Genomic DNA, 25,367 nt, shown 5'->3' on the forward strand with positions numbered 1-25,367 from the left:
CACTCCCGGGTGCTCCCCCTCGATTCGGATTTTCCGTCTTTCTCCGGTAAAGTCTTGGAGGTTGACGGGGCTATAGCTCAGGCGGTTAGAGCGCTTCACTGATAATGAAGAGGTCCCAGGTTCAAGTCCTGGTAGCCCCACTCCTTAACTCAAGAAATCCCTCACGGGGCCTTAGCTCAGTTGGTAGAGCGCCTGCTTTGCAAGCAGGATGTCAGGAGTTCGAATCTCCTAGGCTCCACAGGATGAAGAAGCCCCTGGCACCTGCCGGGGGCTTCTTTCCTTCGGTCACCGTCTCAGTCGAGATCGATCTCGTAGTGGATCATGCCCGACCGCGACGCGACACGATCGTAGAGGCCCCGCGCCGTGGTGTTCGACTCCGCCGTGAGCCAGTAGAGCTTGGACGACCCGTGCTGCTCCGCCCATGCGCGCACGTGAGTGATCAGCGCCCTGCCGACACCACCGCCGCGCACGTCTGGCGCGACGAAGAGATCTTCCAGATAGCAGTAGTCCGTGATCGTCCAGGTGCCGGCGTGCGTCAGCCAGTGGACGATGCCGACCGCGACGCCGTTGTCATCGCGGGCGATCGCACCACGGATCCCCGATCCGCGGTCGACGAGTCTCCTGAAGGTCGCCGACGTGGTCGCGTCATCGAGGTCGGTCTCATAGAAGGACAGATACCCCTTCCAGAGCACCTCCCATTCGGGGCGGTCCTCGGCAGTGATCGCAGCGATCGTCGTCATGAGTCGAGAGTAGCGAGTGCGCGCACCGGCTTCATTCGGCGGGTCGAAGCCCCCGGAGGATCGTGGCGTGCCGCACGAGGAATGTCCGTTCGTCGAGCTTCTTGCGGCGCAGCCAACCCGTCACCTCGTCATTGTGCTTGCTCGCATTGCAGGAGGCGCACGCCGGAACCACGTTCTCGAGCGTGTAGCGGCCGCCGCGGGACACCGGTTGGATGCAGTCGCGCTGCAGAGCGGCGCCGTCTCCCCCGCAATACGCACACCCGCCCCAGGCGTCCATCAGGGCGTACCACTGCTCATCGGTGAGGTCGTTGTCCACGCGCGCGAGGCGATTCTGTCGACGTCGGGCGTAGCGCGCGCGGGTCGCCGGCGACGCATTGGCGGATGATACCTTGCGACGGCGCTGCATATCCGGGTGCGTCTCAGTCGGAGCCGACCGAAGTCAGGCCGTGCGGTGCGACGTTCAGTCGCTGGCCACCCTCGGCCGTCACGACGACGATGTCCTCGATGCGGGCACCCCATTCGCCGGCGAAGTAGATACCAGGTTCGATGCTGAAGGCCATGCCCTCGCGGAGCACCAGATCGTTGCCAGGGGCGATGTACGGCTCTTCGTGCACCGAGACTCCGATTCCGTGGCCGGTGCGGTGCAGGAACGCCTCCCCGAGGCCTGCTTCGTCGAGAACGGTTCGCGCTGCGGCATCCACTTCGGAGGCGGTGGCTCCGGGGCGCACGGCATCGACCGCAGCCTGCTGCGCGCGCACCAGCACTCCGATGCGCTCAGCTGCGGCGGGGTCGGGGGTTCCGACCACGTACGTCCTGGTGCTGTCGGAGTTGTAGCCGCTCGGGACAGCCCCACCGATGTCGACCACGACCACGTCGCCTTCTTCGATCACGCGGTCCGAGACCTCGTGGTGAGGGTCCGCACCATTCGGGCCCGATCCGACGATCACGAACTCCACCGTGCGGTGCCCTTCGGCGACGATCGCCTCGGCGATGTCGGCAGCCACCTCGCGTTCGGTGCGTCCGGCACGAAGCCACTCAGGCACGCGCCGGTGCACCGCGTCGATGGCGTCTCCGGCACGGCGCAGCTCTCTGATCTCCTCGGCATCCTTGATCATGCGGCTCTCGCGCAGCACCGGTGTGGCGAGCTCGAGGCGCACACCCAGGCGCTTACCGATCGGGATGACGTGCAGGGCGGGGAGGGCGTCGGACACACCGACGCGTGCCACCGCACCCGCTGCCTCGCCGACCAGCGCGTAGGGATCCTCTCCGTCCACCCAGTCCGCGACGCGGATGCCGAGCTCACCGGCGGCCGTGGTTCGCAGCTTGGCGAGTTCCATCCGCGGCACCACCACCGTGGGCGTGACTCCGGGACCGATGACGAGTGCGGTGAGCCGCTCGATGGTGTCGCCCTCCACGCCCAGCAGGTACTGCAGGTCGGGTCCAGGGCCCACGATGACGGCATCGATTCCCGCTTCAGCCGCGAGCGTTGCGGCGTCGGCGAGGCGGGCGGCGTACACGGATGCGGGGAAGGGCAGTGTGCTCACGGCTCAACGGTACTGCCCGAGCGGACTCGGGGCACCAGGGTGTCGTCAGCTGATCGCCTGTCTGATGCGTTCGGCCAGGAAGTCGAGGTCGGCCTTCGTGAGGTCGGTCACGGCATAGGCGGTCGGCCACACGGTTCCGTCGTCGAGGTTCGAGATCGGTTCGAACCCGAACGTTCCGTAGCGGACCTTGAACTTGCTGGCCGGCTGGAAGAAGCAGAGCACCTTGCCGTCGCGACCCCACGCCGGCATCCCGTAGTAGGTGCGGGGGACCAGGTCGGGGGCGACCTCGGAGACCAGGTCATGCAGCTTCTTCGCCAGGGCCTGGTCTTCGGGTGTGAGCTTCTCGATCGCCTCCTTGATGTCGGCCTCCCCCGCGGCGCGGAGCTCCTCCGGGGACTTCTTCGCCCTGGAACGGCGCGTGCGCGCTTCCTTCGCGGCAGCCTGCATGGCCTCGCGTTCCTCGGCGCTGAAGTTCTTCTCTTTCTCGGCCATGATCGGTCCTCTCCGGGTGCTGTCCGTTGTGGAGATCACATTACGGAGGACGGAGGACCGAGCGCTTCTCGATTCCTGATCGATCGGAGCGGACCGTCGGTTTCCGGAGCGTGACGCACGGTCATCGACCGCCTTCGCTGACGGATAGTGTGTGTCCATGGACCTGCGTGTCGCGGCGTACGCGGTCGTCACCGATGACGACGGACGGCTGCTGTTGGCGCGCTGGACGGAGGGTCGTCGCGTCGCGTGGACGATGCCCGGGGGTGGGCTCGAGCCGGGTGAATCTCCGGAAGACGCCGTACGTCGAGAGCTCCGCGAGGAGACCGGCTACACGGTCAAGGTCGGCGAGCTCCTCGGCATCCATTCCCGTGTGATTCCCGCGGGTCGTCGAGTGCAGAAGGCAGCAGAACCGCTGCACACGCTGCGCATCGTCTACCGAGCCGAGGTCACCGGTGGCAAGCTGCGCTTCGAGACCGGCGGTTCGACCGACATGGCCGAGTGGTTTCCGCTGAAGGCGGTGGCCGAGCTGCAGCGGGTGCGGCTGGTCGACATCGCCATGCGGATGGCCGGGATCCTCTGAACCGACCGAGTCCCGGCCGGGGTCAGCGCTCTTCGGGAACGGAGATGTCTGCGACGGTCGCCCCGTAGGCGGCGATCAGGTCGTCTGCGTCGACGAACAGACTGTATCCGTGGGCCCCCGCACCCATGGCGATGCGCTGACCGACGATGGACTCGTCGGCGTAGATCGGCCAGTCGGTGGTGCTGCCGATCGGGACGATGGTGCCGCGCTCGTAGCCTGTCGCCGCGAGAGCCAACTCCGCTTCCGGAAGCCGAAGCTTGTTCACTCCGACCAGGGCGCGGAGCTTCGGCCAGGAGATCGAGCGTCCGCCCGGTATCAGCGCGAACAGGAAAGTGTCGTCGGAGCGCTTCACGACGAGTGTCTTGACGATGCCCGACGGCGGGATGCCGAGGAGCTCGGCTGCCTCGAACAGGCTGCCTGCCGCCGGGCGCTCACGGATCTCGATCTCGAGACCGCGGGCTGCGGCCGCTTCACGCACCCGCGCATGCCGATCGCCTCCGTCACCCGGGGCGACGGAGGCGACATCGGACGGGGTCACGCGTCGGGTGCGGCGAGCGGGTCGTCCGCGACCCAGAGCTCGTCGTCGGCGCGCAGTGCCTGCCAAGCGGCGTAGAGAACGCCGACGGCCGCGGCCGCGCCGAGGACGATAGCGATGACGGAGCCGAGACCCGGGCCCGACTTCTGCTTCTTCCCGAAAGCACCGCGGGGTGCCGGGACGGCCACACCGTGGCGCTTCGCGTTGGCGACATCCCACGCGGTGAGGGCGGAACCGACGACTCCGCCCACGATCGGGACGACCTTGTCGTCGACGACGTGCTTGCCGATCTTGACGCCACGGTCGACGACCGGGGCGACGCGACGGTTGTACGTGTCCTGGATGACCGGGACGACCTGCTCACGATTGAGGCTGCCGAGCTGACGTCCGGCCTCCCGGGCGACATCGGCGGCGTGACCGACGAGCACCTGCTGGTTCTCCCAGAGCTGGTTCGCTTCCTTCTGAAGACGACGCAGTTCCTTCTTCCGCTTGCGGCTGAGGCTCACGATGCTCTCCTGTCCATTGGAGTACGGGTTCCCCATCTTGCCACGACAGGCTGGAAGCCGGGAGGGAATCGCCCGACCCTTGCTTCTTCGCCTGATCAGGGGTACAGGCCTCGGCCAACTCACCGGAAGCTCTGCGAGAATGAAGGCATGGCTCACGCTTCTCATGTCGCAACCCTGCACACCAACCACGGTGACATCGTCATCAACCTCTTCGGCGATCACGCACCGAAGACGGTCAAGAACTTCGTCGGCCTCGCCGACGGCACCCAGGAGTGGACCGACCCCGCCACCGGCAAGCCCGGCGACGGACCCCTCTACAAGGACGTCATCTTCCACCGCATCATCCCGAACTTCATGATCCAGGGCGGCGACCCGCTCGGACAGGGCGTCGGCGGCCCCGGCTACAACTTCGACGACGAGATCAACATGGAGCTCGACTTCAACAAGCCGTACATCCTCGCGATGGCCAACGCCGGCCTGCGTCGCAACGCCATCACCGGCAAGCCCGAGGGCACCAACGGTTCGCAGTTCTTCATCACGACGGACCCCACCCCGTGGCTGCAGGGCAAGCACACGATCTTCGGCGAGGTCGCCGATGACGCTTCCCGCGCAGTCGTCGACGCGATCGGCGCCGTGCAGACCGGCCCGGGCGACCGTCCGGTCGAGCCTGTCGTGCTGCAGTCGATCGACATCGTCGCGGCCTGACGACAGCTGCGGCCGATCCGGATGACCACGCCAGAGTTCACGAGCAATCGCGACAACTTCTGTTACCGCCATCCGGATCGGCAGAGCTTCGTGCTCTGCCAGCGGTGCATGCGCACCATCTGCCCCGAGTGCCAGACGCAGGCGGCTGTCGGCGTCATCTGTCCCGAGTGCATGAACGCGGACAAGAAGAACCGCACCCCCGCTCAGAAGAAGGCTGCCCGGCGCTGGGGCGGCAACGGCGCGACCATGGCGATGGCACGCAGCGGCAAGCCGGTCGTCACCTACGCTCTCCTCGCGGTCACGTCCTTCATCGGACTGCTGCAGCTGATCCCCGGCATCGGCGAGCAGATCACCGGGCAGATGCTCTTCGCGGCCCCGTATCTGTACCCGAACCTCTCGCCGCTGCCATTCGAGCCCTGGCGACTGCTCACCGCCGTCTTCGCCCACGGCAGCTTCATCCACCTCGCACTCAACATGCTCGCGTTGTGGATGCTCGGACAGAGCCTCGAGCCCATGCTCGGCCGCGTCCGGTTCCTCGCCCTCTACCTCATCAGCGGTCTCGGCGGCTCGGTCATGGTGGCGGTGCTCGCCCCGCTGACCTCCACGGTCGGGGCCTCGGGAGCGATCTTCGGCATGATGGCCGCTCTGCTCATCGTCGGCCGGCACCTCGGCGCCAACGTCACCGGGCTTCTCGTCATCCTCGGCATCAACTTCGTCTACGGCCTGGTCTTCGGGGGTGGACGGATCTCCTGGCAGGCGCACCTCGGCGGACTCGTCATCGGCGCGCTGGTGGCCTTCATCTATGTAAAGACGAAGCGCCGAGACCAGCGAACCCTGCAGATCGTTCTGCTGTCCGCGCTGGTCGTCCTGTTGATCGTCGTCGTCGCCTTCGTGCCGCCGCTCATCCTTTTGTCCTGATCCCGAGTTGTTAACAGGGTTGTTAACCCCTGTGAATAACACCGGTGTAATTCTCCCCAGGCTGTGGATGGACCTGTGGATAACTTTCGCTCTGGCTGGACTTGTGGGGCAGGCGTCTGCGGGGGACGGCCGCAGGCGGGCTCCCTTCGTTCCCAGAACGGGCTCTCTCCCGCTTCGCTGGTCCCTCCCGATGCTCACTTCGGGAACCCGCCTACGACCTTCGGTGGCGTTGCCTCGGTACGCCGAAGCGGAGTGGATCCGGGGTGGGTATGAGAAAGGCCCCCTCGCGATGCGAGGGGGCCTTTCTGGAAGTAGAGGCGTCAGCGCCAGCGAGTGGTCATCAGGAAGCCGATCAGCGCGATGCCGAGACCGATCGCCAGGTTCCAGTTCGAGAGACCCGGGATCGGGTACTGCATGCCGGAGATGTAGAAGACAAGGATCCACACGAGCCCCAGGAGCATGAAGCCGATCATCACCGGCTTGAACCACACGGCGTTGGGAGCGGCGTCGCCTTCGGCGCGCTCGACGGCGGGTTCTTCAGTCTTGCGGTCACGTGCCATTCCGTCATTGTACCCATGAGACCTGTCCTCCGCCGAGGCCAGGATGCCTCCGCAGACGGAGAGGCCACGGCACGCGCTCAGCGTTCCCGGATATGATCACCGCATGACTGCATCCGTCGTGCCTGGGGGGCGGCGTCCGCGGCGACAGCGGCCGCGCTCGCGCGCGACGTTCGCGAGCGTGCTCGGAGAGCTGCTCCTCACCGCCGGCGTGATCGTGCTGCTCTTCGTCGCATGGCAGATGTGGATCGGCGACATCATCATCAGCGCCCAGAAGAACGAAGAGGGTGCAGCGGTGTCCCAGGCGCTGGCACAGGCCGAGCCCCCGGCGCTCCCGCCCGTCGTCGAGGAAGACGACGGAACCACGGCATACGTGCCCCCCGTGCCCGCGGCCCCGGCCGATGCGCAGTGGTTCGGACAGATGCACATCCCGCGTTTCGGCGCGGACTACAACTTCGGGATCTTCGGCGGGACGAGCCGTGCCCGCACGCTCGACCAGCAGGGGATCGGGGTCTACACCAACTCGAAGATGCCGGGCGAGGTCGGCAACTTCTCGCTGGCCGGGCATCGGACCACGTGGGGAAAGCCGTTCAACCAGCTCGACAAGCTGCAGTTGAACGACGCGATCGTCGTGGAGACACCTGACGGCTGGTACACCTACCGGTTCCGCACGCTCGAGTACGTGAAGCCCAGCCAGACCGATGTGCTCGCCGACGTGCCGCAGATGCCCGAGCAGCAGACCGGGGAGCAGTACATCACGCTCACGGCCTGCTCTCCGCTGTACTCCTTGGCCGAGCGCATCGTCGCCTACGGGGTGTTCGAGAGCTTCCAGCCACGCGCCGAGGGTCCGCCGACCGCACTGACCGATCCGCCGCCTCCGCCGGCCGCACCCTCGGTGTGATCATGGACATCCGAAAGGGAGAAGCCTGATGTACGCCGCCCTCTGGCGCCTGCTGCCCGGCCCGTGGTGGCTGCGGGTCCTCATCCTCGTGATCGTCATCGCCGCCGTGCTCTACGGACTGTTCTGGTACGTGTTCCCCTGGGTGAGCCCGATCATCGCGCCCGGCGAGGTCGACGTCGAATGACGCGAGTGCTCGTGGTCGACAACCACGACAGCTTCGTGCACACCCTGGTCGGATACCTGCAGGAGCTCGGCGCAGACGCCGACATGATCGAAGCGGATGCGACGGATGCCGCCCGGCTCGAGAAGCTGGTGCCGGCATACGACGCAGTGATGCTCTCTCCGGGCCCAGGTGCACCTGCCGATGCAGGAGCGTCGATCGATGCCGTGCGCGTCGCCACGCGGCTGCGGGTGCCGACGCTCGGTGTGTGCCTCGGACACCAGGCGATCGGAGAGGCCTTCGGGACTCCCGTCACCGCAGCTCCCGAACTCATGCACGGGATGGTCTCGTCGGTCACGCACGACGCTTCTCCCCTGTTCGCAGGAATCCCCTCGCCGTTCGATGCAGGGCGGTATCACTCGCTCGCGCTTGCGGCCTCCGACCTGCCGCCCGAGGTCATGGTGACGGCCTGGACAGAGGAGGGGACGGTCATGGCGCTGGCCCACCGCGACCTGCCGGTGTGGGGCGTGCAGTTCCACCCGGAGAGCGTGCTCACAGAGGGCGGCTACCGACTCCTGGCGAATTGGCTGGAACTGTGCGGCGACGGCGGAGCGGTCGCGCGCGCCGAGACGCTGCACCCCCTGTCACGCTGAAGGTACGGTCCGGCTCACCGGCGGCTGAGCGTCACCGGGACCTGCGCGTCAACCGGTGCAGAAGAAGATCTGGACGGACGAGCCGACCGGGACGTCACCGGGTGCGACCGACATGGAGTGCACGGTCGGCGGCTCCGTGGCCGGGCACTCCGCCGTCTCCGTCGGCACGGCCACCAGGCCGAGATCGGTGAGGTTGGCCGTGGCGGCGTCGACGGTCCAGCCGGCGAGGTCGGTGAGCGTCACCGTGCCGCTGGCCACCACCAGGTTGACGACGGTACCCGGATCGAGCTCGGCGTCGGCCTTCTCACTGGCGGAGATGACCGTGTTCGCGGCCAACGCCTTGTCGTTGCGTTGGATGACCGTTCCGAGTTCGAGCCCGGCGGCCTTCAGCGCGTTCGTGGCGTCGTCGAGTGCCATGCCCTCGATCTTGGGCATCACGACCGTCTCCTCGCCCTTGGAGACGTACAGCGTGACCGTGGAGCCCTCCTCGACCGACACCCCCGCCTCGGGGTCGGTGCGGATCACGTTTCCCTCGGAGACCTCGGAGCTCGTCTCGATCACGATCTTCGACGAGAGGTCGAGGTTCGCGAGGTCGTCCTGTGCGCGCTCGGATGACACGTTGACGAGGTTCGGGATCGTTCGCGACGTGCTCGACACCTCGGGAGGGCGCATGCTGATCGTGACGACCCAGAACAGCACCGATGCCAGCAGCACCGCGAGCAGTGCCACTCCGGCCCAGATCCAGGCGACCGGTGGTCCGGACTGGGTTCGGGTCATGGTGGTGTCCGCACTCAACTGCCGCAGCGACCGCGCGGTCTCCTGCGCCTGCCGCGGGCTCGCGCCGTACAGTTCGCTGGTCAGTGCTCCGAGTTCCTTGCGCGTCGGGGCATTGCCGGTCATGGCGGAATCCAGGGCGGCGCGGAAGTGAGCGGCGTCCGGATACCGCTGGTAGGGGTCCTTCGCGAGTGCGCGCAGCACGATCGGGTCGAGAGTCCGTGGAGCGTCCTCGTTGACCTCGGTCGGAGGGACTGGTGTCTCGCTGACGTGCTGGTAGGCGACAGCCACCGGTGACTCGCCACGGAACGGCTGGCGTCCGGTGAGCAGCTCGTACAGGACGACACCCGTGGAGTAGAGGTCGGCTCGCGCATCGACGGGTTCGCCCTTGGCCTGTTCCGGCGAGAAGTAGGCGGCGGTGCCGATGATCTGGGTCGTCTCGGCCACCGTGGAGGACGAGTCGGAGACGGCACGGGCGATGCCGAAGTCCATCACCTTGACCTGACCCTTGTCGGTCACCATCACGTTGCCCGGCTTGATGTCGCGGTGCACCACGCCTGCGCGGTGCGAGTAGTCGAGCGCCTCGAGGATGCCGTCGACATAGCGCACGGCGTCGGCCGCCGGCACCGGTCCCGCCGCGATGATGTCCTTGAGGAGGGTGCCCTTGACGAGCTCCATCACGATATAGGGCGGCTCGTCGGAACCGATGTCGCTCGTCGAGGGGTCGCCGGCATCGAACACGCGGACGATCGAAGGGTGAGACATCCGTGACGCGGCCTGGGCCTCGAGCCGGAATCGATTGCGGAACGTGGTGTCCCGTGCCAGATCGGCGTCGAGGATCTTGATCGCGACGTCTCGACCGAGCGTCAGATCGTACCCGCGGTAGACCTTCGCCATACCGCCATGCCCGATGAGCTCGTCGACGCGGTACCGGCCCGCGACGATTCGTGGCTCTGTGGACACGGATGACCCCCCTGGAAAACTACGCTTGCTGAACTGAACTACAGGTTACCCGTCGGTGTCGGTGTCCCCATCGCCGGGGGCCGCCGTGATCGTCACCGAGAGCGGGGGCGATGCCGCGGAAGTGCGCTGATCGCCACCGGAGCACATGCCCTGGTACGTGACGATGAGCTGCTGCCCCTCGGCGTCGGCGATCTTCACCTGCGTGTTGCGCTGGGTCGGCTGGAAGTTCGGCCCACCGGAGACGAAGCTGCCGTTCTGCACCGACACGACGTAGCCGGAGAGCGTCGTTCCGCTCGGGCACGTGAATCCGGTTCCCCAGGAGATGGTCACCGTCGAACCCGCGACCGGGTTTCCGGTGATCGTCGGCGCGTCGGTCGGCGTCGGGATGCCCGCACGAGCCGCGTAGACCGTGAGAGTCATGGCCTGCGTCGTCTCGACGTTACCGGTCGGCGCGACGCGGTAGACCTTGCCGACGTCTGCATCGGTCGGCGCAGGATCGCCGTCGACGCAGGTGATCTCGCTGTTGAAGCCCGCCTCCTTGAGAGTGGAGGTGGCGGCGCCGCAGTCCATGCCGTTCAGGTTCAGGGCTGTCACGTCCACACGCGTCACTTCCGGCGTCGGAGTGGTCGGCGGCGGTGTCGTCTGCGTCTGGGTCTGGGTCGGCGTGTTGCTCGGCGAACCCGTGGGATCGGCATCGCCGCCCTGGTTCGCCAGCATCGCCCACAACGTGCCGCCGAGCACGATCACCAGCAGAGCGATCAGAGCGATCAGCGGCCAGGTCCAGGGGCTGCGCTTCTTGTTCTCCTTCTCCTCCTCGGCAGTAGCCTCGGTGGGAAGCTGAGCCGTGGTGGGAAGGATGCGCGTGGTGCCGTCGTCTCCCGATGCCGTCAGGATCCGTGTCGCGTCGTCTCCGCCGGCGATGCCGCCGGTCGCGATCGCGGGCACGGCGATGGCCGCGGAGTTGAGGTCGCCTCGGCGAAGAGCCTGAGCCGCGCGCGCCACCGTCGCAGAAGACGAGGGGCGATCGCTGGGCTTCTTGGCGATCATCGCCATGACGAGGTTCTGGACGGGGATCGGCACGGTCGGGGGCAGCGGCGGGGGCTGCTCGTTGATCTGCGCCATGGCGATGGCCACCTGCGACTCACCCGTGAACGGACGCTTGCCCGCCAGGCATTCGTAGGCGACGATGCCGAGCGAGTAGGTGTCGGTGGCGGGGGAGGCCGGGTGACCGGACGCCTGCTCGGGCGACAGGTACTGCACCGTGCCCATGACCTGGCCGGTCGCGGTGAGCGGTACCTGGTCGGCGATACGGGCGATGCCGAAATCCGTGATCTTGACGCGGCCGTCGGGCGTGATCAGCAGGTTTCCCGGCTTGATGTCGCGGTGCACGAGACCCGCCGCGTGAGCGGCCTGCAGAGCGGACGCGGTCTGGGCGACGATGTCGAGGGTCTTGTCGGCGCTGAGTGCTCCATCGCGCTCGAGCACGGTCGAGAGAGCCTCGCCGGGCACCAGCTCCATGACGAGGTAGGCGCTGCCGTTCTCCTCGCCATAGTCGAACACGCTGGCGATGCCCTCATGGTTGACGAGTGCGGCGTGCCGAGCCTCGGCTCGGAAGCGCTCGAGGAACCCGGGGTCCCCCATGTACTCGTCCTTGAGGATCTTGATGGCGACGGTACGTCCGATGACGTGATCCGTCGCTTCCCACACCTCGCCCATGCCACCGATCGCGATACGCGACTGCAGCTCGTAACGACCACCGAACGACACACCCTGCGTCGGCCTCATCTGCCCAGCACCGCCTCTATGACCTTCTTCGCAATCGGAGCGGCGATGGTGTCGCCGCTGCCTGATTGTCCCTGTCCGCCGCCGTCTTCGACGACGACCGCTACTGCGACCGCTGGATCGTTCGCCGGCGCGAAGCCGGTGAACCACAACGTATGCGGCCTGTTTCCGTTCTCTGCGGTGCCCGTCTTACCGGCCACGTCGATCCCGTCTATTCTTGCACCCTGGGCCGCTCCCGTTGCGACGCTCGCGACCATCGCGGCGGTCACGTCGTTCGCCACATCGGCCTCCATCGCACGTCCGAACTCGCTGTCCTGGAACGCCTTGATGACCGAGAGGTCGTTGCCGATCACGGCGTCGACCATCCGCGGATTCATCACGACGCCGTCGTTCGCGAGTCCGGCGGAGACCATGGCCATCTGCAGCGGAGTGGCGGTGACCTTTCCCTGGCCGAAACCGGTCAGAGCGGTCTGTGCGTCGTCGAGGGCCCGCGGGTAGCTGGAGGGTGTCGACGTCAGGGGCGTGTCGAACGATCGGTTGAACCCGAGCTTGTCGGCCATCTCGCGGATCGCGTCGTCGCCGAGTTCGACCGCGAGCTCGGCCATGGGGATGTTGCAGCTGAGGCGGATCGCCTCGGCGATCGTGACGGTCTCTCCGGGGCCGCAGGTGCCGCCCCACGCGTTGGAGACGCGGTTGGACGACCCGGGAAGGGTGTAGACGGCCGGGTTGGGCAGCGTCGACTCCGGGGTCCACTTGCCGCTCGCATAGGCCGCAGCGGCGACCACGACCTTGAACGTGGAACCGGGAGGATTCAGGTCGCCGGCGATGGCGCGGTTGGACAGCGGCTTGTTGGCGTCGGCGACGAGCTGGTCGTAGGTGGCGTTCGCGGCATCGGCATCGTGCGTGGCCATCAGGTTCGTGTCGAAGCCGGGCGTGGAGACCATGGCCAGGATCCGTCCGGTCTTCGGATCCATGGCCACGACAGCACCCTTGAGGCCGCCGAGGGCCTCGTAGGCCGCTCGCTGCGCCGCGGTGTTCAGTGAGAGCTCGACGCTGTACCCGCGCTGCGGTTGGCCTGAGAGGATGCGCTCGACCTCGCCGAGGAAGGCATTCGACCCCGTGCCGGAGAGCTCGGCGTTCATGGCCTTCTCGATGCCCGTGCTCGAGCCCAGAGCCGGGTTGAAGTATCCCGTCACCGGTTCCCAGATGGGAGCATCCGCGTAGGTGCGCTGGAACTGGTAGCGGTCATCACTCGGCACCGAGCTCGCGATCGCGACGCCGTCGACGATGATCGATCCGCGCTGGATCTCATAGCTGTCGAGCCGGGTGCGCTTGTTGTTGCTGTTCTGGGCCAGCGCATCCGCTTCGACGACCTGGATCCAACTGGTCGCGGCGAACAGCGCGATGAACATGAACAGCATGATGATGCTGAGGCGGCGGAGTTCCTTCGTCATGTCAGCCGATCACCACCCGGGGTTGGCGCCGCACACCGTCGGAGATGCGCAGCAGGAGAGCCACGATGAGCCAGTTGGCCACGAGGGAGGATCCACCCGCCGCGAGGAACGGGGTGGTCAGACCGGTCAGCGGGATGAGGCGCGTGACACCGCCGACCATGATGAACACCTGCAGGGCGATCGTGAACGAGAGACCCGTCGCGAGCAGCTTGCCGAAGTCGTCCTGACCGGCGAGGCCGATGCGCATGCCGCGGCTGACGAACACCATGTAGAGGCAGAGGATCGCGAACAGTCCGATCAGCCCGAGTTCTTCGCCGAGGCTCGTGATGATGTAGTCGCTGTGGGCCAGCGGAGTGACCTCGGGGCGTCCCTGGCCCCAACCCGTGCCCATCAGACCGCCACGGGCGAGGCCGAAGAGCCCTTGCATGGGCTGGTACCCGGCACCGTCAGGGTCGACCTGGTTGGCGTCGAAGAGGAAGAGCCAGTTGATGAAGCGACCCTGCACGTAGCTGAGGATCTGCGTCGCGAGCGCGACGCCGGCGACCACGAGGGTCAGGCCGATGAGCACCCAGCTGGTCTTCCCCGTCGCGACGTAGAGCATCGCGACGAACATCCCGAAGATCAGGGTTCCGGTTCCGAGGTCGCGCTGGAAGACGATGATCCCGAGCGAGATCAGCCAGACGACCAGCACGGGTCCGAGCTCGCGCATGCGTGGCCAGGTGATGCCAAGGACCCGCTTGCCGACCGACGTCAGGCTCTCACGGGTGCGCACGAGGTATCCCGCGAAGAAGATGGCCAGGCAGATCTTGGCGAGCTCGCCCGGCTGGAAGGCGAAGGCCCCGCCGAGCGACACCCACACCGCAGCGTTCGCGTCGGGGATGCGCAGCCCGGGGACGAAGGGCAGCAGCAGGAGCAGGATTCCGGCGAGTCCGAAGATGTAGGTGTATCGGAAGAGGATCCGGTAGTTGCGCAGCAGGATCACGACCACGATCGCACCGGCCAGCGAGATGGCGGTCCACGCGAGCTGCTTGGTCGAGTAGGCGTTCCAGCCGGTGTTCTTGAAGGCGATGTCGATGCGGTAGATCATCGCGATGCCGAGTCCGGTGAGCAGGGTCGCGATCGGTACGACGAACGGGTCGGCGTCGGATGCCACGAAGCGCAACACGATGTGCAGCGCGAACGCGAGGGCGGCGAGGCCACCGCCGATCGCCAGGATCATCGGGTCGATCACCCCGAGCGCGCCCAGCTGGACGAGCGTGAGCGCGGCACCGCTGATCGCACACGCGAAGAGCAGCAGCCAGAACTCGCGGTTGCGCTGACTCTGGGGCATGCGGATGCGCTTGAGGGCCTTGATGACGCTGGTGTCGGCTGTGACGTCGGTGGTCATCCGTCACCCCCGGCCGGAGTCTCGACAGGGGTCGGCATGGGCGTGGGCAGCGGCGTCTGCTCGATCGTGTTCGCGTCGGCACCCGCCTTGAGCCGGTCCACGATCGCCATCGCGTCGGACAGCGAGCGCGCGGTGATCGTGCGCTCGACCGATGCCCGCTGATACGGAGGCAGGTTCGCGAGGAGGATGTCGGTGTCCTGGATCGGGGTGGACAGCGTGATCGGACCGATGTTCTGCTGCACGCCCTGGAAGATCACGACGCTGTCCTCATCGGCGCCGATGAAGTACCGGGTCTGGGTCCAGCTGTAGGCAGCGAAGGCCGCGACGCCGAGCATCACGATCACCACGAGAGCGCCGGCGATCCACCCGAGGCGCCGGCGCTTGGCGCGACGACGGTCCTCTTCGATGAGCTCCTCGAGGTACTCGGGCGCCGGCTCGAAGTGGCTGGGCTCGTTCGCGGCCTGTCGCACCGGGTGCAGCCAGTTGCCGCGGGGAGCCCGCACGGGAGGAACGTACACGCCGTCGGGGTTCGACGCTGAGCCGACGATCGTGGGGGTTCCCGAATGGATCGGGTGCTGTCCGCCGACGTCGACCAGGACCATCGTGACGTTGTCGGGCGCGCCGCCGTCGAGTGCCTGCTTGAGCAGGATGTCGGCCGTACGTCCGGGGGCGAGACCGAGCTGCATGGCCTTGAGGATGTGCGGCTCGTCGACCACGCCGGAGAGTCCGTCGGAGCAGAGCAGCCAACGGTCGCCGGGCTGCGTGTGCATGACGAACATGTCGAGCTCGGGGTCGGAGTCCATGTCGCTGAGCACACGCATCAGCACGGATCGGCGCGGGTGGTAGCGCGCCTCCTCCGGGGTGATGCGGCCCGAGTCGACCAGACGCTGCACGAACGTGTGGTCGGCGGTGATCTGCGTCAGGGCGTCGTCGCGATAGAGGTAGATGCGCGAGTCGCCGATGTGGCCGATGACCGCGTACTCGTCGACCATGATGATCGCGCTGAGGGTGGTGCCGAGACCCGCCAGCTCTGGACGGTCCTTCGCGGCACGGATGAGGTCGCCCGCGGCCGTGGTCGCCGCCGCCTGCAGCGAGGCCTGTGCGTCTTCCGTCGTCGCATACGCCTGATCGAGCGGCTCGAGGCGCTGGATCGCGATGCTGGATGCGACGTCACCGCCGGCGTGACCGCCCATGCCGTCGGCGACGACGAAGAGGTTCGCTCCGGAGTAGCCGGAATCCTGGTTGTTGGAGCGGACCTTCCCGGTGTGGGAGATCGCGACGCTCGAGCCCTCGAAGACCATGCCGGCGTCAGGCTCGCAGCTCGAAGGTCGTGGCGCCCACCTTGATGGGGGTGCCGAGCGAGAGGGCGACCGGCGAGCCGGAGACGCGCTGGCCTGCGACGAAGGTGCCGTTGGTGGAGTCGAGGTCCTGGATCGCCCAGGCGTCGCCGCGCAGCATCAGGCGCGCATGGTGGCTGGACGTGTAGTCGTCGCGGATCACGAGAGCGGATTCGCTGGAGCGGCCGATCGTGAGGGAGTCGGCGCTGAGCGGCAGCTCCAGGCCTGCCTTCGGGCCGGAGGTGATCACGAGCCGCTTGGCTGTCGCGACCGTCGCCGGGCCCGTGGAGGGGCGGGCGGAAGCCGGCTTCGCGACGGGTGCCGCGGGTGCAGCCGCCTGTGCGGGGGCTCCGGCGGTCGCCTCGGCGGGCAACTTGCGCACGCGCACTCCGAACAGGTCTGCCCGGAGCGAGTACACCACCCCGAACACGAAGAACCACATCAGGAGAAGGAACCCGATGCGGAGCAGAAGGAGGATCAGTTCACTCACCCGAGGGCTCCGAACGCTCGGGTGGCGTCGTCGCCTCGGGACGTCGGCCGCGAGGGGGCGGCCACGGGGACGATGCGGAACACCAGGTCGGTGCGTCCGATCGTGATCGTGGTGTCGGTGGGGAGCGCGGCTTCGCGCAGCTTCTGGCCATTCACCTTCGTGCCGTTGGTGGATCCCAGGTCGCGCATCATGGCGCGCTCGCCGTCCCACAGGATCTCGACATGCTTGCGGCTCGAACCGGCATCGGCGATCGTGATGTCGGCATCCGAACCGCGTCCGATCACCGTGCGAGCGCGCGAGATCGAGTGGCGGCGGCCGTCGACGTCGACCACGGCCTGCCAGCTGACGCGGCCCTCGACCGTGCCGGAGCTGACGCGCACCGTGCCGGTGGCGACCTTCTCGTCGGCCTCGAGGGTGATCGAGAGCGGCCCGGCGAAGCTGTACCCCTGCGACGTGGCGTGCTTGGTGAGAAGAGCATGTAGCTCATCGGTGAGAGCGCCACCGAGCCCGCGCATCCGCTCGGCATCGTCGTCGCTGAGGCGAACGATGTAGTTGTTGGGCGCGATGATGCGGTCGCGGCTCACGACAGCGGCCTTCGTGTCGGCTTCGCGCCGCAGCGCCGAAGCGATCTCCACGGGCTGGATGCCGCTGCGGAAGGTCTTGGCGAACGCGCTGTTCACTGCGCGCTCGAGACCTTTCTCAAAGCTGTCAAGTAGTCCCACTGGGCTCCTCTGGCATGCCGGCTGGTAGGGACATCGTAGCCAGGTGTCCTGGGGGAACGCCGCCGAAGACCCCCGTCGAGTGTGCAACGAGCCCGAAAACGCATGATATCTTTGGGAAGTTGAGTTCTTCGGAACGAGACCACTCGCGCGAGTGGCGGAATGGTAGACGCGCTGGCTTCAGGTGCCAGTGTCCGTAAGGACGTGGGGGTTCAAGTCCCCCCTCGCGCACGAATGGAAAATGGTCTCTGATTAGGAGTTTTATACTCCGGGTCGGGGGCCATTTTCGTTGGAAGTGCTAGAAAAAGTGCTAAGCCTCTGTATGATGTGCCCCGTGCGGGGCCTTGCAACCTCCGGGGATGACTCTCGGCTGCCCGGCGCGGCCTGAGAAGATAGGGGCATGACCGAGGCAGCAACCCGAGCGATCGAGATGGCCGATGCAGGTGAAGTGTTGACTCTGCAGCGGGCCGCTTACGCGACCGAGGCGCAGTTGTACGGCGACCCGTTTCTGCCTCCACTTGTCCAGTCGCTTGAAGAGCTTCGAGACGAACTCACGAGCAGTGACGGACTGGTCGGGGTTGCGAGCGGTCGGATTGTGGCGTCTGTGCGGTGGGTGGTCGACAGCGATGTCGTGCGTATCGGCCGGTTGATCGTCGCGCCCGACCAGCAACGTCAGGGGTGGGGCACCCGGCTGCTGAACCTTGCTGAGCGTGAGGCCGGTGCGAGGACTGCGGAACTGTTCACCGGGCATCTGAGCGAGGGGAACATCCGTCTCTACCAGCGTGAGGGGTATGTCGAGTCTCGCCGCGAGAGGATCAACGACGATCTTGAGTTCGTCTATCTGACGAAACCGCTCCGGTAGCTCTGGGGTCACGTTCCTCGGAGATGGTTGGCGAAGCGGTCTACGGCCGACCTCTGCATGGTCGGGGTGACGTGGGAGTAGATGTTCATCGTCGTGGTGATCGTTGAGTGCCCCAAGCGCTCTTGCACGACTTTGGGGTGCTCGCCGAGTTCGAGCAGCAGGGTCGCGTGGGTGTGACGGAGCCCTTTGATGGTGACGCGGTTCATGGTGTCGTACTTCTTGGTGAGCCAGTTCATGCGGCGATCCCAGCGGCTGGTCATCGCGTCGGGTGAGCGGAGCTTGCCGTCGTCGTCGCCGAAGATGTAGGCGTCGGCCTTGGCGAGTGTGAACGAGAGTTCCGCGCGGGCGACCTTGTAGGAGGCGAGCACTTTCAGGGTGTCTTCGTCCACGTCGATCACGCGCGCGTTGCCGGTCTTCGTGGTCTTGGTCTTCGTCCAGTCGTCGGTATCGACCGCGCGGCGGATGCTGACCCGCATCGTCTTGGTGTTGAGGTCGCTCCATTTCAGGGCGAGGGCTTCGCTTCTGCGCATGCCCGTGTAGGCGATGAGGCGCCACAGCGGGAACAGTTCGTCTTCTCGCTCGTCGCGGTTCCAGGTGAGGAACAGGGTGAGCTGGTCGGCGCTCCAGGTGACGATCTCGGGTTTCTGCGCCCGTACCTCGCTCGTGGTCGGCGGCTTGACGGTGCGCTTCTTCTTCGCCGGGTTCACCTTCAGGTGTCCGTCGTCGATCGCGGCATCGAGGATCGCACCGAGCACGACATGCACCTTGTGCACCGAGTTGGCCGACAAGGGCTTGCCCTTGCCGTATTCGTCTTTGCGGCCGTGGTCTTCGAGGTCGCGGTAGTGGCGGGCGATCCTGGTGGCGGTGAGCTTGTCGAGCCGGATCGTGCCGAGCTGGGGCTTGATGTGGTTGCGGATGATCTTCTTGTAGCCCTTGATCGTGGACGCCGCGAGCTTCAAGCCCGCCACCCACTCATCCGCGTACGCGCCCAGGGCGGGCACCTTGTTTCCGAACTTCTCGTTCTGCTTGCGCTGCTTCAACGCCTCCTGCAAGGCGTCGTTAGCCTCGTCGGTGCTCGTGAACCCGGAACGGGTGAGACGGCGCGATCCCATCTCGGGGTACTCGGGGTCTTTCAGGACGTAGATCTGGAACCGCCACCGCTTGCCATTGTCCGTCTGGTACTCCTGGATCGAGCCGGGCTGCCGGGAACGCGAACGACGCTGCTGCTTCTCACCTCCGCCGTTCTGCTCGGGGGCGGATGGTTTCTTGACGGTCATGACAGGCTACTCCTTGCTGTTGTCGTGCCGGGCTGGTGGGTGTCGGCGTAGTTGTCGATGTAGTCGGCGGCGTTGAACACGCGCCCCTCCGGGTCGAGTTGCACACCCCGCTCCCGGATCACCCGCGCACGGGCTCGCGCCGTATCCAGGCGCTCCTGGTACGCGGCGATGGTCTTCGGGTGCGCGCTGGGCTTCTCGGGATCGTCGGGGCTCGGCGCGGTCATGCCCGCGAGGGTGGTTTCGAGGTGGTGGATACGGTCGGTGCAGATCACCCATTCCTGCTGCCAGTAGTTGAACAGCCCCTCATCGGTGAGGACGAGTTCGCCGCGCATCCACCGGTCGATCTCTTCCGACTCGTACTCGTCGGGCACCCCGGTGAGGGTCGTCTGTCCCTCGGGTGGTGTGAGGAGGGCGGCGGGGGTGGTGCGCAGCAGGTAGGCGATGACGGTGAGGTCGTCCACGTCTACCCGGCGATCCCCGGCCTCCAGTTTGCTGATCCCCGACGGGGAGAGCTTGCGGCCCGCGGCGGCGATCCCGTCGGAAAGCGTGCGCAAGTCCATGCCGATCGCCTGCCTGGCGGCGCGGATGTTGTTGGCGACGTGCGTGTTCGTGAGTCCTGCGGGGTTGCCCCGCACCCGTACTGTTTCCATACAAGAAATCTACACTGCGATACTTGACAGCGCAAGACCCGTGGATCTATTCTGGTGGGCACCTTCTCGCGCGTGGATTGGAACGGATGGTGTGATGATGCGGCAGAGCACTCTCGATATGGAAGACCTGCGCAAGCGGCGCAGCCTGGTCATCACCCGCAAGGAAGCCGCCGAAGCGCTCGGCGTCGATCCGCGCACGATCACCACGAGCATCAACGAGGGTACGATCCCGTCGGTGAGGCTTGGCCGTCGGGTCGTGATCCCGCGCGAGAAGTTCCTCGCCCTGTTCGCCGACGACACCCCGGGCCGCGAGTCCTGAACGCCCCCCGGGTGCGGGTGTGCCGATTCGGCACCGCCGTGCCCTGGGCACGGTCAGGGTGCCGCGGTAGACTAAGAGTTCAGGAACGGAGGAACAGCCGATGAGCCAGACCATCCTGACTGCCCCTGCCCCGCAGGCCCGGCCGGACTACACGGGAATCTCCGATGCCATGCTCTACGACATCGCCCGCCACAACGCCTCGGTACTGTCCGCAGGACTGCTGAACCTGGCCCGCAACGCCAAGGACGATGAGGACCGTGGCCACTGGGTTGCCAGGCGTCGCCTCGTAAAGCAGCAGGCGCGCGTGCTGAACCCGGAGGATCGGGCCGAGATCATCGCGCAGAACGAGGTGTGGCGACTCGAGAACCTCGCCCTCCCCGCCGCTGCATGACCGAAACGGTCGGCAGCAGTGCCTGGTTGCGCCGGGTCTTCGAGGAGGAGGCCCGGGATGACCTGTTCGCAGGTCACGCCCCGCAAGAGCAGCCGGTGCTCGTGCTCCTGGGTGGGCAGCCCGCAGCGGGCAAGACCCGCGCCCAGCACGCGATCCTCGCCGAGCACGTCGCGGATGATCTGGTCGAGATCACGGGAGACGACCTCCGCGAGTACCATCCCGACTTTCGGCGGCTCGCGACCCGGGCCCCGTTCGAGATGCCCGCGGCGACCGCTCCCGTCTCCGGCGGCCTGGTGAAGCTCGCTCTGGATCACGCCCTGGAGCGGCGGTACTCGGTGTTGTTGGAAGGCACCTTCCGCGACCCGGGCATGGTCACCGGCACCGCGACCCGGTTCGCGGAAGCCGGATACCGGGTCGAAGTCGTCGCCGTCGCGACCCCGGCTCCGGTGTCGCGGCTGTCGGCCGAGATGCGATCTCTCGGCGACGGCCCGAACGAGCCCGGCCGCTGGACACCGCCCGAAGCACACGAAACCGCCCTCGCCGGGTCGGCCGGGGTGCTCTCCGCTCTTGAAGCGCTCCCGCACATCGCGCGAGTGCGGGTGTTCTCCCGCGAAGCCCAGCTTTTCGACAACCAACGGGATGCCGCCGGGGAATGGGAACGGGAGCCGGCCGCCGCGCACACCCTCCGGCACGAGCAGCAGCGCCCGCTGCCACCCGGCACGGCCGCTCAGTGGTTGAAGGACTACTCATCCGTCTACGCGCGAGCGAAACGCAGACCGGGCTACCTCGGCGCGCAGACTGTCCCGACGTATGCTCGCCTGCAAGACGATGCGGCGCAGATGCTCCGTATCCTCTCCGGCCGGGCGATGGCACCGGAGTTCCTGCTCCACGAGCATCAGCGCCGCCAGCTCGATCTGGAACATCGCCTCCCTTCCGGCACGTTCCCGCCGAGGCCACCCCGCGACCTCGGACAACCGACTACGGGCGAGCGTCACGGTGTCGACCGGCGCGGCCCGAGCCTCGGCAGATGAGGGAACGCGCCCGCAGCCGTTCCACGTGCGAAAGCCTGCTGTTCGCAGCGCAGACCTACAGGCTGAGGCCTGGCCCCGGCCGGTGAGGGGTCGCGGGGTCGTGGGTGCGTGTCGTGTCACGCAGTTGCCGCGCTCGCGCTTCCCGTGCCTCCTTCGCAGCCTTGACAGCGGCGGCGCGGGCGTCGAGGTACTGCCCGGCCTCCGTGGGAGTCATCGCGGTGAGCTTCGCGGCTTCGGCGCGGTCGCGCCGCGCTTTCGCCGCCCAGGTGGCGGCGTCACGGGCTGGCATGTTGAGTTCAGCGCGCACGGGGTCGGTTCTGACGCGCTCGGCCCCGTAGACGAGCGCGGCGAGCCGCTGTCTCGCCCTCCGCTGCTCGGCGTCTACTGTTTGGAGGCGTTCACGTGCGGCGGTCGCGTTCTGGTCAGCTTGGGTGATGCGCGGATCGGTGTCCGTGCGGTGGGCAGCTGCGGCGTCTGCCCACTGCTCGATGTTCCCGGTGTAGAGCGTGCTCGGGTTTCCCCATTCGCGGGTGAGGCGGGCGCGGGCAGCAGTGAGTTGGTGCTGTGCGGTGGCGTGCTCTTTCCGGGCGCTCCGCCGTGCGAACAGCCCCGCTGCCCGCATGCGCTGCCCGGCCCGCTCCTGCGCGTCGGCCAGGCGCAGGACTCCCTGTGCGTCCGTCAAGGCCGCTGCTCGGAGCGGGCCGTGGATGCTCTCGCGCAGCTGCTCAGCAGCCTGGGTCGCCGCCTGCGCGGTGGTTTCGACGTCGGCGCGTTCCTGCTGGTGCTGCGCGCTGAGCCGGTCGAATCGCTCCGCGAACTCCGCGAACCGGGCGGCGCGCTGCTCGGCCTGCTCGGCACGCTCGGTCAAGCGTCCAATCGCCATGCGCACCCGCCGCGCCGGGCCGTCCGCGACGAGGCCTGCGACTGCTTCGGCGGCGCGCTGGGTGGCGTCTTCGAGGCCGCGGTCGGCGCGGTCGCGCTCCATCGCCGCCACGAATTGCGCCCGCGCGTCCGCTTCGCTTCCCGCGGCGACGTGCAGCAGGTTCGTCTCGCGCCCGCGCGTCATGCCGACGTAGACGCTCGCGGCGCTGGCCTGGTCGGTGAGGAGCGTGTGCGACCCGGTGACGGTCGTGCCCTGCACGCCGTAAGAGGTGGCCGCATAGGACAGGTGGGCGTGCTCAGACACATAGTCGGCAGGGAGGCGGACGGTGCGCTGCCGCTTCCGCCCGTTCCCCACCTCGCGCAGGCTCAGCGATCCATCGTCTGCGACGTGCTGCACGATCCACTGCTGCCGGTTCGCGACGCCAATGCTGGTGTTGTTCTTGCGGGTTTGGATAAGGTCACCCGCGCCGATGGGGAGGCCGTCGCTGCCGTCCACGGTCGCCGTGTCGTCGACCTCACCGCACGCGACTCGTTCGTCACGGATACTCGAGTTCACGGTACGGGCCTCGTCGTTCGTACTGACGGTGACCGTTTCGCCGTTGTGCCGGTAGCGGGCGATCTGCTCCCTGGCCTCGTCACTGCTCGCATGGAGGCGCACCAGCCCCAGGGCTGCGAGCTGGTCGAACACCTCGCCGGGGTTCTTCCCGTCGCGCATCCGCAACGTGAGGTCGGCGTAGGCGGGGTCGGTGAAGCGGTGCACCTCGGCCATGTCGAACGTGCGGCCCCGGAGCTGCGCGGCCATATCGAGTACCCCGCCGCGCCCGACTGCGGCGAGCTGCGCGCGATCTCCGACCAGCGCGACCGTCGCCCCGGCTTCGGCGCACACCGTGAGCAGGGCGATTGCGGTGTCTTGGTCGAGCATTCCGGCCTCGTCCACGATCACCCGCTCGCCGCAGGCGAGCCGAGCGTCTTGGGAGGGTCCGCGATAGGTGCGTCCGGTCTCGGGGTCGGTGTCGCCGGGGGTGAGGCGCGTCCATACGCCGTCATCGTTCCAGCGCCATCCGTGCGCGTGCACGAACGCCGCCACGCTCGCGGCGGGTACGCCGAGTTCTTCATGCGCGACCTGCGCGGCGCGCAACGTCGGTGCCACCACCCGCGACGGTCTGCCGTGATGCGCCGCGACTTCAATTGCGACACCCAGCATCGTGGTCTTGCCTGCGCCTGCTGCGCCCTCCACGATCACGAGCGGATCGGGAGATGCGACGGCGGCAGCAGCTTGCTGCTGCCCCGCATCGATACCGCGCGCCTGCGCCGCCTCGCGCACGTCGGGGTGCCGCGGCTCGCGCTTCGGCACTCGTGCGGCGATCAGGTCGCGCAGCTCGGCCTCGGCCTGCACGACGCGCACAGAGGTGAGATGCGCCACATGCTCGGGTGTCGCAGCGCCAGGGGCGAGCACGGAGAAACAATCTTCCAGCGCCAGCCACGTCGCAACGGTGATGAGGTCGCGCAACTCCTGACCGGTTGCGCGCACCCCGGCCTCGGTGATGATCTGCGTGGCGTGCTCCTGCACGGTGTGCCGCGTCCACGCCGAGCTGCCTGCCGCGCAACGGTCAAGTGCGCGCGATGCGATCTGCTGCACCGACAGCTCATCCAGCGCAACCGGCTCGCGGGGCGTGGCCCGTCGCAGGGTCGCGGGGTCGTAGCCGGCCTCTCGGAGTTCGGTGAGCCAGGCTTCTTCTTCGCGCAGGGTCGTGGGCTTCTTCGCAGGCCGCTCGTGCGCCCATGCCTGCGCCATCAACCGCGACGAGACGACCGGCCCCATCGTCTCGCCGGGATGCGCGGCCTCCCATTCGGCTTCGAGGCGTTCCAGGTTCCGGCGCACCTGCTCGCCGCGCTTACTCATCAGGTGGTTATACGGCTCCAGTTCGACCACTTCACCGGTGACGGGATCGAGGGTGAGGCCGTGCCGATCCAGCACCTCCGCAAGCTCAGGATGCGCCGCGATCACCGCGGTGCCGAGGGCTCGGATCGCGCCCTGCTGGCGGAAGACCGCGGCGGTATCGAGCGCCCGCCACTTCCCGGCAGCCCACACCCTCGTCCCGATCTGCATGTGGATGTGCCGGTGCGGGTCACCGGCCCGGGAGGTGCGGTGCGTGATGCCGACCACCTGCATATGCTCGACCGGCATCACCTCCTGCTTGCCGCGTGGGCCGACCCGCGTCACCGAATGCAGCGCCAACCACCGCCGAATCTCCGCCAGCGCATCCTGCTGCGCACGGTCCAACGCCTCAGATACCTCGGGGTGCAGCGCTGCGGCGATCGACAGTGATTTCGGGCCATTGATCGTCATCTCCGCGAATCTGGGCGACCCCAAGCGATCCTGCCCGGCGAGACGTGGTGTGCCCATCCGCTCACCCGTATCCGGGTGGATCCAGTCCACCCACCCGGCGTACTCCTCGTTCGACAGCGGCCGAACCTTCACCGCCGTTCCGCTCGCGTCGAGCACGGCGTACGCGATGCCTGCTCCGTCGCTGAGGTAGTAGTCATCGGCGCGGCTGCGGTCGGCCTCGACATAGCGCATCGCGTCGGCTCCGGTGCCCCGGAACAAGATCACGCCGCCATGCATGAAGCTCACCACCTGATGTTTCTACTATAGAAACTAGTGTATCTACCATGGTAGCATACGTTCATTCAGAAGGAACATTCAGAATGAAACCAGGGGTTCATTCAGAAGGAAACCGGGTGTTCGGAGTCGTGG

Annotated in this window: 27 protein-coding genes and 3 tRNA genes; 13 read left to right on the plus strand and 17 right to left on the minus strand. The window is 67.2% G+C overall.

Annotated features, from left to right (window positions below; genetic code table 11):
- Positions 1–66: 66 nt before the first annotated feature.
- Both AAY78_RS09000 and AAY78_RS09005 read left to right on the plus strand, forming a co-directional pair.
- Positions 67–140, plus strand: a tRNA-Ile gene (locus tag AAY78_RS09000).
- Positions 141–165: 25 nt separating this feature from the next.
- Positions 166–238, plus strand: a tRNA-Ala gene (locus tag AAY78_RS09005).
- Positions 239–293: 55 nt separating this feature from the next.
- Here AAY78_RS09005 and AAY78_RS09010 read toward each other — a convergent pair.
- From AAY78_RS09010 to AAY78_RS09025, 4 genes are all read right to left on the minus strand, one after another.
- The gene (locus AAY78_RS09010) at positions 294–740 is read right to left on the minus strand and encodes a GNAT family N-acetyltransferase (protein ID WP_046747977.1); all 447 of its coding nucleotides are present in this window, start codon (positions 738–740) and stop codon (positions 294–296) included.
- A gap of 31 nt (positions 741–771) precedes the next feature.
- Positions 772–1,056, minus strand: a complete 285-nt coding sequence (locus AAY78_RS09015; protein ID WP_307723489.1) for an HNH endonuclease — start codon at positions 1,054–1,056, stop codon at positions 772–774.
- A 103-nt stretch (positions 1,057–1,159) separates the two neighbouring features.
- The gene (locus tag AAY78_RS09020; protein ID WP_046747979.1) at positions 1,160–2,284 is read right to left on the minus strand and encodes a M24 family metallopeptidase; all 1,125 of its coding nucleotides are present in this window, start codon (positions 2,282–2,284) and stop codon (positions 1,160–1,162) included.
- A 45-nt stretch (positions 2,285–2,329) separates the two neighbouring features.
- Complete coding sequence (locus tag AAY78_RS09025; RefSeq protein ID WP_046747980.1) at positions 2,330–2,776, minus strand: iron chaperone; 447 nt, start codon at positions 2,774–2,776, stop codon at positions 2,330–2,332.
- Positions 2,777–2,933: 157 nt separating this feature from the next.
- Here AAY78_RS09025 and AAY78_RS09030 point away from each other — a divergent pair, with 157 nt between their 5' ends.
- A complete protein-coding gene (locus AAY78_RS09030; protein WP_046747981.1) occupies positions 2,934–3,356 on the plus strand; it encodes an NUDIX hydrolase in 423 nt (140 codons plus the stop codon).
- Positions 3,357–3,378: 22 nt separating this feature from the next.
- On the opposite strand, the gene AAY78_RS09035 is transcribed toward AAY78_RS09030, so the two are convergent.
- Positions 3,379–3,834, minus strand: coding sequence for an aminoacyl-tRNA deacylase (locus tag AAY78_RS09035; protein WP_171011004.1), 456 nt, complete (start codon positions 3,832–3,834; stop codon positions 3,379–3,381).
- Between the two features lie 56 nt (positions 3,835–3,890).
- The gene (locus tag AAY78_RS09040; RefSeq protein ID WP_046747982.1) at positions 3,891–4,397 is read right to left on the minus strand and encodes a hypothetical protein; all 507 of its coding nucleotides are present in this window, start codon (positions 4,395–4,397) and stop codon (positions 3,891–3,893) included.
- A 147-nt stretch (positions 4,398–4,544) separates the two neighbouring features.
- Between AAY78_RS09040 and AAY78_RS09045 the strand changes: the two genes are divergently transcribed.
- Positions 4,545–5,102 (plus strand): peptidylprolyl isomerase, encoded by a 558-nt coding sequence (locus AAY78_RS09045; RefSeq protein ID WP_046747983.1) that lies wholly within the window; start codon positions 4,545–4,547, stop codon positions 5,100–5,102.
- Between the two features lie 21 nt (positions 5,103–5,123).
- Positions 5,124–6,020, plus strand: a complete 897-nt coding sequence (locus AAY78_RS09050) for a rhomboid family intramembrane serine protease (protein WP_046747984.1) — start codon at positions 5,124–5,126, stop codon at positions 6,018–6,020.
- 320 nt (positions 6,021–6,340) lie between these two features.
- Here the strand turns inward: AAY78_RS09050 and AAY78_RS09055 are convergent, their stop codons facing one another.
- Positions 6,341–6,580 (minus strand): cell division protein CrgA, encoded by a 240-nt coding sequence (locus AAY78_RS09055; protein WP_045263578.1) that lies wholly within the window; start codon positions 6,578–6,580, stop codon positions 6,341–6,343.
- 103 nt (positions 6,581–6,683) lie between these two features.
- Between AAY78_RS09055 and AAY78_RS09060 the strand changes: the two genes are divergently transcribed.
- The 3 genes from AAY78_RS09060 to AAY78_RS09070 are packed head-to-tail and all read left to right on the plus strand — an operon-like array spanning position 6,684 to position 8,291.
- Positions 6,684–7,478, plus strand: a complete 795-nt coding sequence (locus tag AAY78_RS09060) for a class E sortase (RefSeq protein WP_046747985.1) — start codon at positions 6,684–6,686, stop codon at positions 7,476–7,478.
- Between the two features lie 28 nt (positions 7,479–7,506).
- Positions 7,507–7,662, plus strand: a complete 156-nt coding sequence (locus AAY78_RS19915; protein WP_046747986.1) for a membrane protein — start codon at positions 7,507–7,509, stop codon at positions 7,660–7,662.
- The gene (locus AAY78_RS09070; protein ID WP_046747987.1) at positions 7,659–8,291 is read left to right on the plus strand and encodes an anthranilate synthase component II; all 633 of its coding nucleotides are present in this window, start codon (positions 7,659–7,661) and stop codon (positions 8,289–8,291) included. Before AAY78_RS19915 ends, AAY78_RS09070 begins: the two co-directional genes overlap by 4 nt.
- Before the next feature lie 48 nt (positions 8,292–8,339).
- On the opposite strand, the gene pknB is transcribed toward AAY78_RS09070, so the two are convergent.
- From pknB to AAY78_RS09105, 7 genes are read right to left on the minus strand one after another with little or no spacing between them, the layout of a single operon-like run.
- Positions 8,340–10,028, minus strand: coding sequence for a Stk1 family PASTA domain-containing Ser/Thr kinase (gene pknB, locus AAY78_RS09075; protein ID WP_046747988.1), 1,689 nt, complete (start codon positions 10,026–10,028; stop codon positions 8,340–8,342).
- 45 nt (positions 10,029–10,073) lie between these two features.
- Entirely contained in the window at positions 10,074–11,813 is a 1,740-nt protein-coding gene (locus AAY78_RS09080) for a protein kinase domain-containing protein (protein WP_046747989.1), read from the minus strand.
- On the minus strand, positions 11,810–13,264 hold the full coding sequence (locus AAY78_RS09085) for a peptidoglycan D,D-transpeptidase FtsI family protein (protein ID WP_046747990.1): 1,455 nt from the start codon (positions 13,262–13,264) through the stop codon (positions 11,810–11,812). The genes AAY78_RS09080 and AAY78_RS09085 overlap by 4 nt, the downstream gene beginning before the upstream one ends.
- Before the next feature lies 1 nt (position 13,265).
- Positions 13,266–14,651 carry an FtsW/RodA/SpoVE family cell cycle protein gene (locus tag AAY78_RS09090; RefSeq protein ID WP_046747991.1) on the minus strand — a complete coding sequence of 462 codons (1,386 nt, stop codon included), beginning with the start codon at positions 14,649–14,651 and terminating at the stop codon, positions 13,266–13,268.
- Positions 14,648–15,952, minus strand: coding sequence for a PP2C family protein-serine/threonine phosphatase (locus AAY78_RS09095; protein WP_046747992.1), 1,305 nt, complete (start codon positions 15,950–15,952; stop codon positions 14,648–14,650). The genes AAY78_RS09090 and AAY78_RS09095 overlap by 4 nt, the downstream gene beginning before the upstream one ends.
- A 7-nt stretch (positions 15,953–15,959) precedes the next feature.
- Positions 15,960–16,478 (minus strand): FHA domain-containing protein FhaB/FipA, encoded by a 519-nt coding sequence (locus tag AAY78_RS09100; protein WP_046747993.1) that lies wholly within the window; start codon positions 16,476–16,478, stop codon positions 15,960–15,962.
- Positions 16,475–17,200, minus strand: a complete 726-nt coding sequence (locus AAY78_RS09105) for an FhaA domain-containing protein (protein ID WP_046747994.1) — start codon at positions 17,198–17,200, stop codon at positions 16,475–16,477. The genes AAY78_RS09100 and AAY78_RS09105 overlap by 4 nt, the downstream gene beginning before the upstream one ends.
- 145 nt (positions 17,201–17,345) lie before the next feature.
- Between AAY78_RS09105 and AAY78_RS09110 the strand changes: the two genes are divergently transcribed.
- Positions 17,346–17,428: transfer RNA gene (locus AAY78_RS09110), tRNA-Leu, on the plus strand.
- Between the two features lie 169 nt (positions 17,429–17,597).
- A complete protein-coding gene (locus AAY78_RS09115; RefSeq protein WP_046747995.1) occupies positions 17,598–18,059 on the plus strand; it encodes a GNAT family N-acetyltransferase in 462 nt (153 codons plus the stop codon).
- A gap of 8 nt (positions 18,060–18,067) precedes the next feature.
- On the opposite strand, the gene AAY78_RS09120 is transcribed toward AAY78_RS09115, so the two are convergent.
- Both AAY78_RS09120 and AAY78_RS19230 read right to left on the minus strand, forming a co-directional pair.
- Positions 18,068–19,336 carry a tyrosine-type recombinase/integrase gene (locus tag AAY78_RS09120; protein ID WP_046747996.1) on the minus strand — a complete coding sequence of 423 codons (1,269 nt, stop codon included), beginning with the start codon at positions 19,334–19,336 and terminating at the stop codon, positions 18,068–18,070.
- Positions 19,333–19,986, minus strand: a complete 654-nt coding sequence (locus AAY78_RS19230; RefSeq protein WP_141368129.1) for a helix-turn-helix domain-containing protein — start codon at positions 19,984–19,986, stop codon at positions 19,333–19,335. Before AAY78_RS19230 ends, AAY78_RS09120 begins: the two co-directional genes overlap by 4 nt.
- Positions 19,987–20,080: 94 nt before the next feature.
- Here AAY78_RS19230 and AAY78_RS09130 point away from each other — a divergent pair, with 94 nt between their 5' ends.
- The 3 genes from AAY78_RS09130 to AAY78_RS09140 all read left to right on the plus strand — a co-directional run bounded on the left by AAY78_RS09130 (position 20,081) and on the right by AAY78_RS09140 (position 21,727).
- Positions 20,081–20,305, plus strand: coding sequence for a helix-turn-helix domain-containing protein (locus tag AAY78_RS09130; protein ID WP_197077685.1), 225 nt, complete (start codon positions 20,081–20,083; stop codon positions 20,303–20,305).
- Between the two features lie 100 nt (positions 20,306–20,405).
- The gene (locus AAY78_RS09135; protein ID WP_046747997.1) at positions 20,406–20,696 is read left to right on the plus strand and encodes a hypothetical protein; all 291 of its coding nucleotides are present in this window, start codon (positions 20,406–20,408) and stop codon (positions 20,694–20,696) included.
- Complete coding sequence (locus AAY78_RS09140; RefSeq protein WP_046747998.1) at positions 20,693–21,727, plus strand: zeta toxin family protein; 1,035 nt, start codon at positions 20,693–20,695, stop codon at positions 21,725–21,727. Before AAY78_RS09135 ends, AAY78_RS09140 begins: the two co-directional genes overlap by 4 nt.
- Before the next feature lie 55 nt (positions 21,728–21,782).
- Here AAY78_RS09140 and mobF read toward each other — a convergent pair whose 3' ends face one another.
- On the minus strand, positions 21,783–25,235 hold the full coding sequence (mobF, locus tag AAY78_RS09145; protein ID WP_046748179.1) for a MobF family relaxase: 3,453 nt from the start codon (positions 25,233–25,235) through the stop codon (positions 21,783–21,785).
- Positions 25,236–25,367: the final 132 nt, after the last annotated feature.

It is taken from the genome of Microbacterium sp. Ag1, assembly GCF_001005635.1.
GTDB lineage: Bacteria > Actinomycetota > Actinomycetes > Actinomycetales > Microbacteriaceae > Microbacterium > Microbacterium oxydans.

Coding starts and splice junctions, on each gene's coding strand:
- AAY78_RS09010 (WP_046747977.1), bottom strand. CDS start 740: ATGACGACGATCGCTGCGATCACTGCCGAGGACCGCCCCGAATGGGAG.
- AAY78_RS09025 (WP_046747980.1), bottom strand. CDS start 2,776: ATGGCCGAGAAAGAGAAGAACTTCAGCGCCGAGGAACGCGAGGCCATG.
- AAY78_RS09030 (WP_046747981.1), top strand. CDS start 2,934: ATGGACCTGCGTGTCGCGGCGTACGCGGTCGTCACCGATGACGACGGA.
- AAY78_RS09045 (WP_046747983.1), top strand. CDS start 4,545: ATGGCTCACGCTTCTCATGTCGCAACCCTGCACACCAACCACGGTGAC.
- AAY78_RS09050 (WP_046747984.1), top strand. CDS start 5,124: ATGACCACGCCAGAGTTCACGAGCAATCGCGACAACTTCTGTTACCGC.
- AAY78_RS09055 (WP_045263578.1), bottom strand. CDS start 6,580: ATGGCACGTGACCGCAAGACTGAAGAACCCGCCGTCGAGCGCGCCGAA.
- AAY78_RS09060 (WP_046747985.1), top strand. CDS start 6,684: ATGACTGCATCCGTCGTGCCTGGGGGGCGGCGTCCGCGGCGACAGCGG.
- AAY78_RS19915 (WP_046747986.1), top strand. CDS start 7,507: ATGTACGCCGCCCTCTGGCGCCTGCTGCCCGGCCCGTGGTGGCTGCGG.
- AAY78_RS09070 (WP_046747987.1), top strand. CDS start 7,659: ATGACGCGAGTGCTCGTGGTCGACAACCACGACAGCTTCGTGCACACC.
- AAY78_RS09080 (WP_046747989.1), bottom strand. CDS start 11,813: ATGAGGCCGACGCAGGGTGTGTCGTTCGGTGGTCGTTACGAGCTGCAG.
- AAY78_RS09085 (WP_046747990.1), bottom strand. CDS start 13,264: ATGACGAAGGAACTCCGCCGCCTCAGCATCATCATGCTGTTCATGTTC.
- AAY78_RS09090 (WP_046747991.1), bottom strand. CDS start 14,651: ATGACCACCGACGTCACAGCCGACACCAGCGTCATCAAGGCCCTCAAG.
- AAY78_RS09095 (WP_046747992.1), bottom strand. CDS start 15,952: ATGGTCTTCGAGGGCTCGAGCGTCGCGATCTCCCACACCGGGAAGGTC.
- AAY78_RS09115 (WP_046747995.1), top strand. CDS start 17,598: ATGACCGAGGCAGCAACCCGAGCGATCGAGATGGCCGATGCAGGTGAA.
- AAY78_RS09120 (WP_046747996.1), bottom strand. CDS start 19,336: ATGACCGTCAAGAAACCATCCGCCCCCGAGCAGAACGGCGGAGGTGAG.
- AAY78_RS19230 (WP_141368129.1), bottom strand. CDS start 19,986: ATGGAAACAGTACGGGTGCGGGGCAACCCCGCAGGACTCACGAACACG.
- AAY78_RS09130 (WP_197077685.1), top strand. CDS start 20,081: ATGATGCGGCAGAGCACTCTCGATATGGAAGACCTGCGCAAGCGGCGC.
- AAY78_RS09135 (WP_046747997.1), top strand. CDS start 20,406: ATGAGCCAGACCATCCTGACTGCCCCTGCCCCGCAGGCCCGGCCGGAC.
- AAY78_RS09140 (WP_046747998.1), top strand. CDS start 20,693: ATGACCGAAACGGTCGGCAGCAGTGCCTGGTTGCGCCGGGTCTTCGAG.
- mobF (WP_046748179.1), bottom strand. CDS start 25,235: ATGCATGGCGGCGTGATCTTGTTCCGGGGCACCGGAGCCGACGCGATG.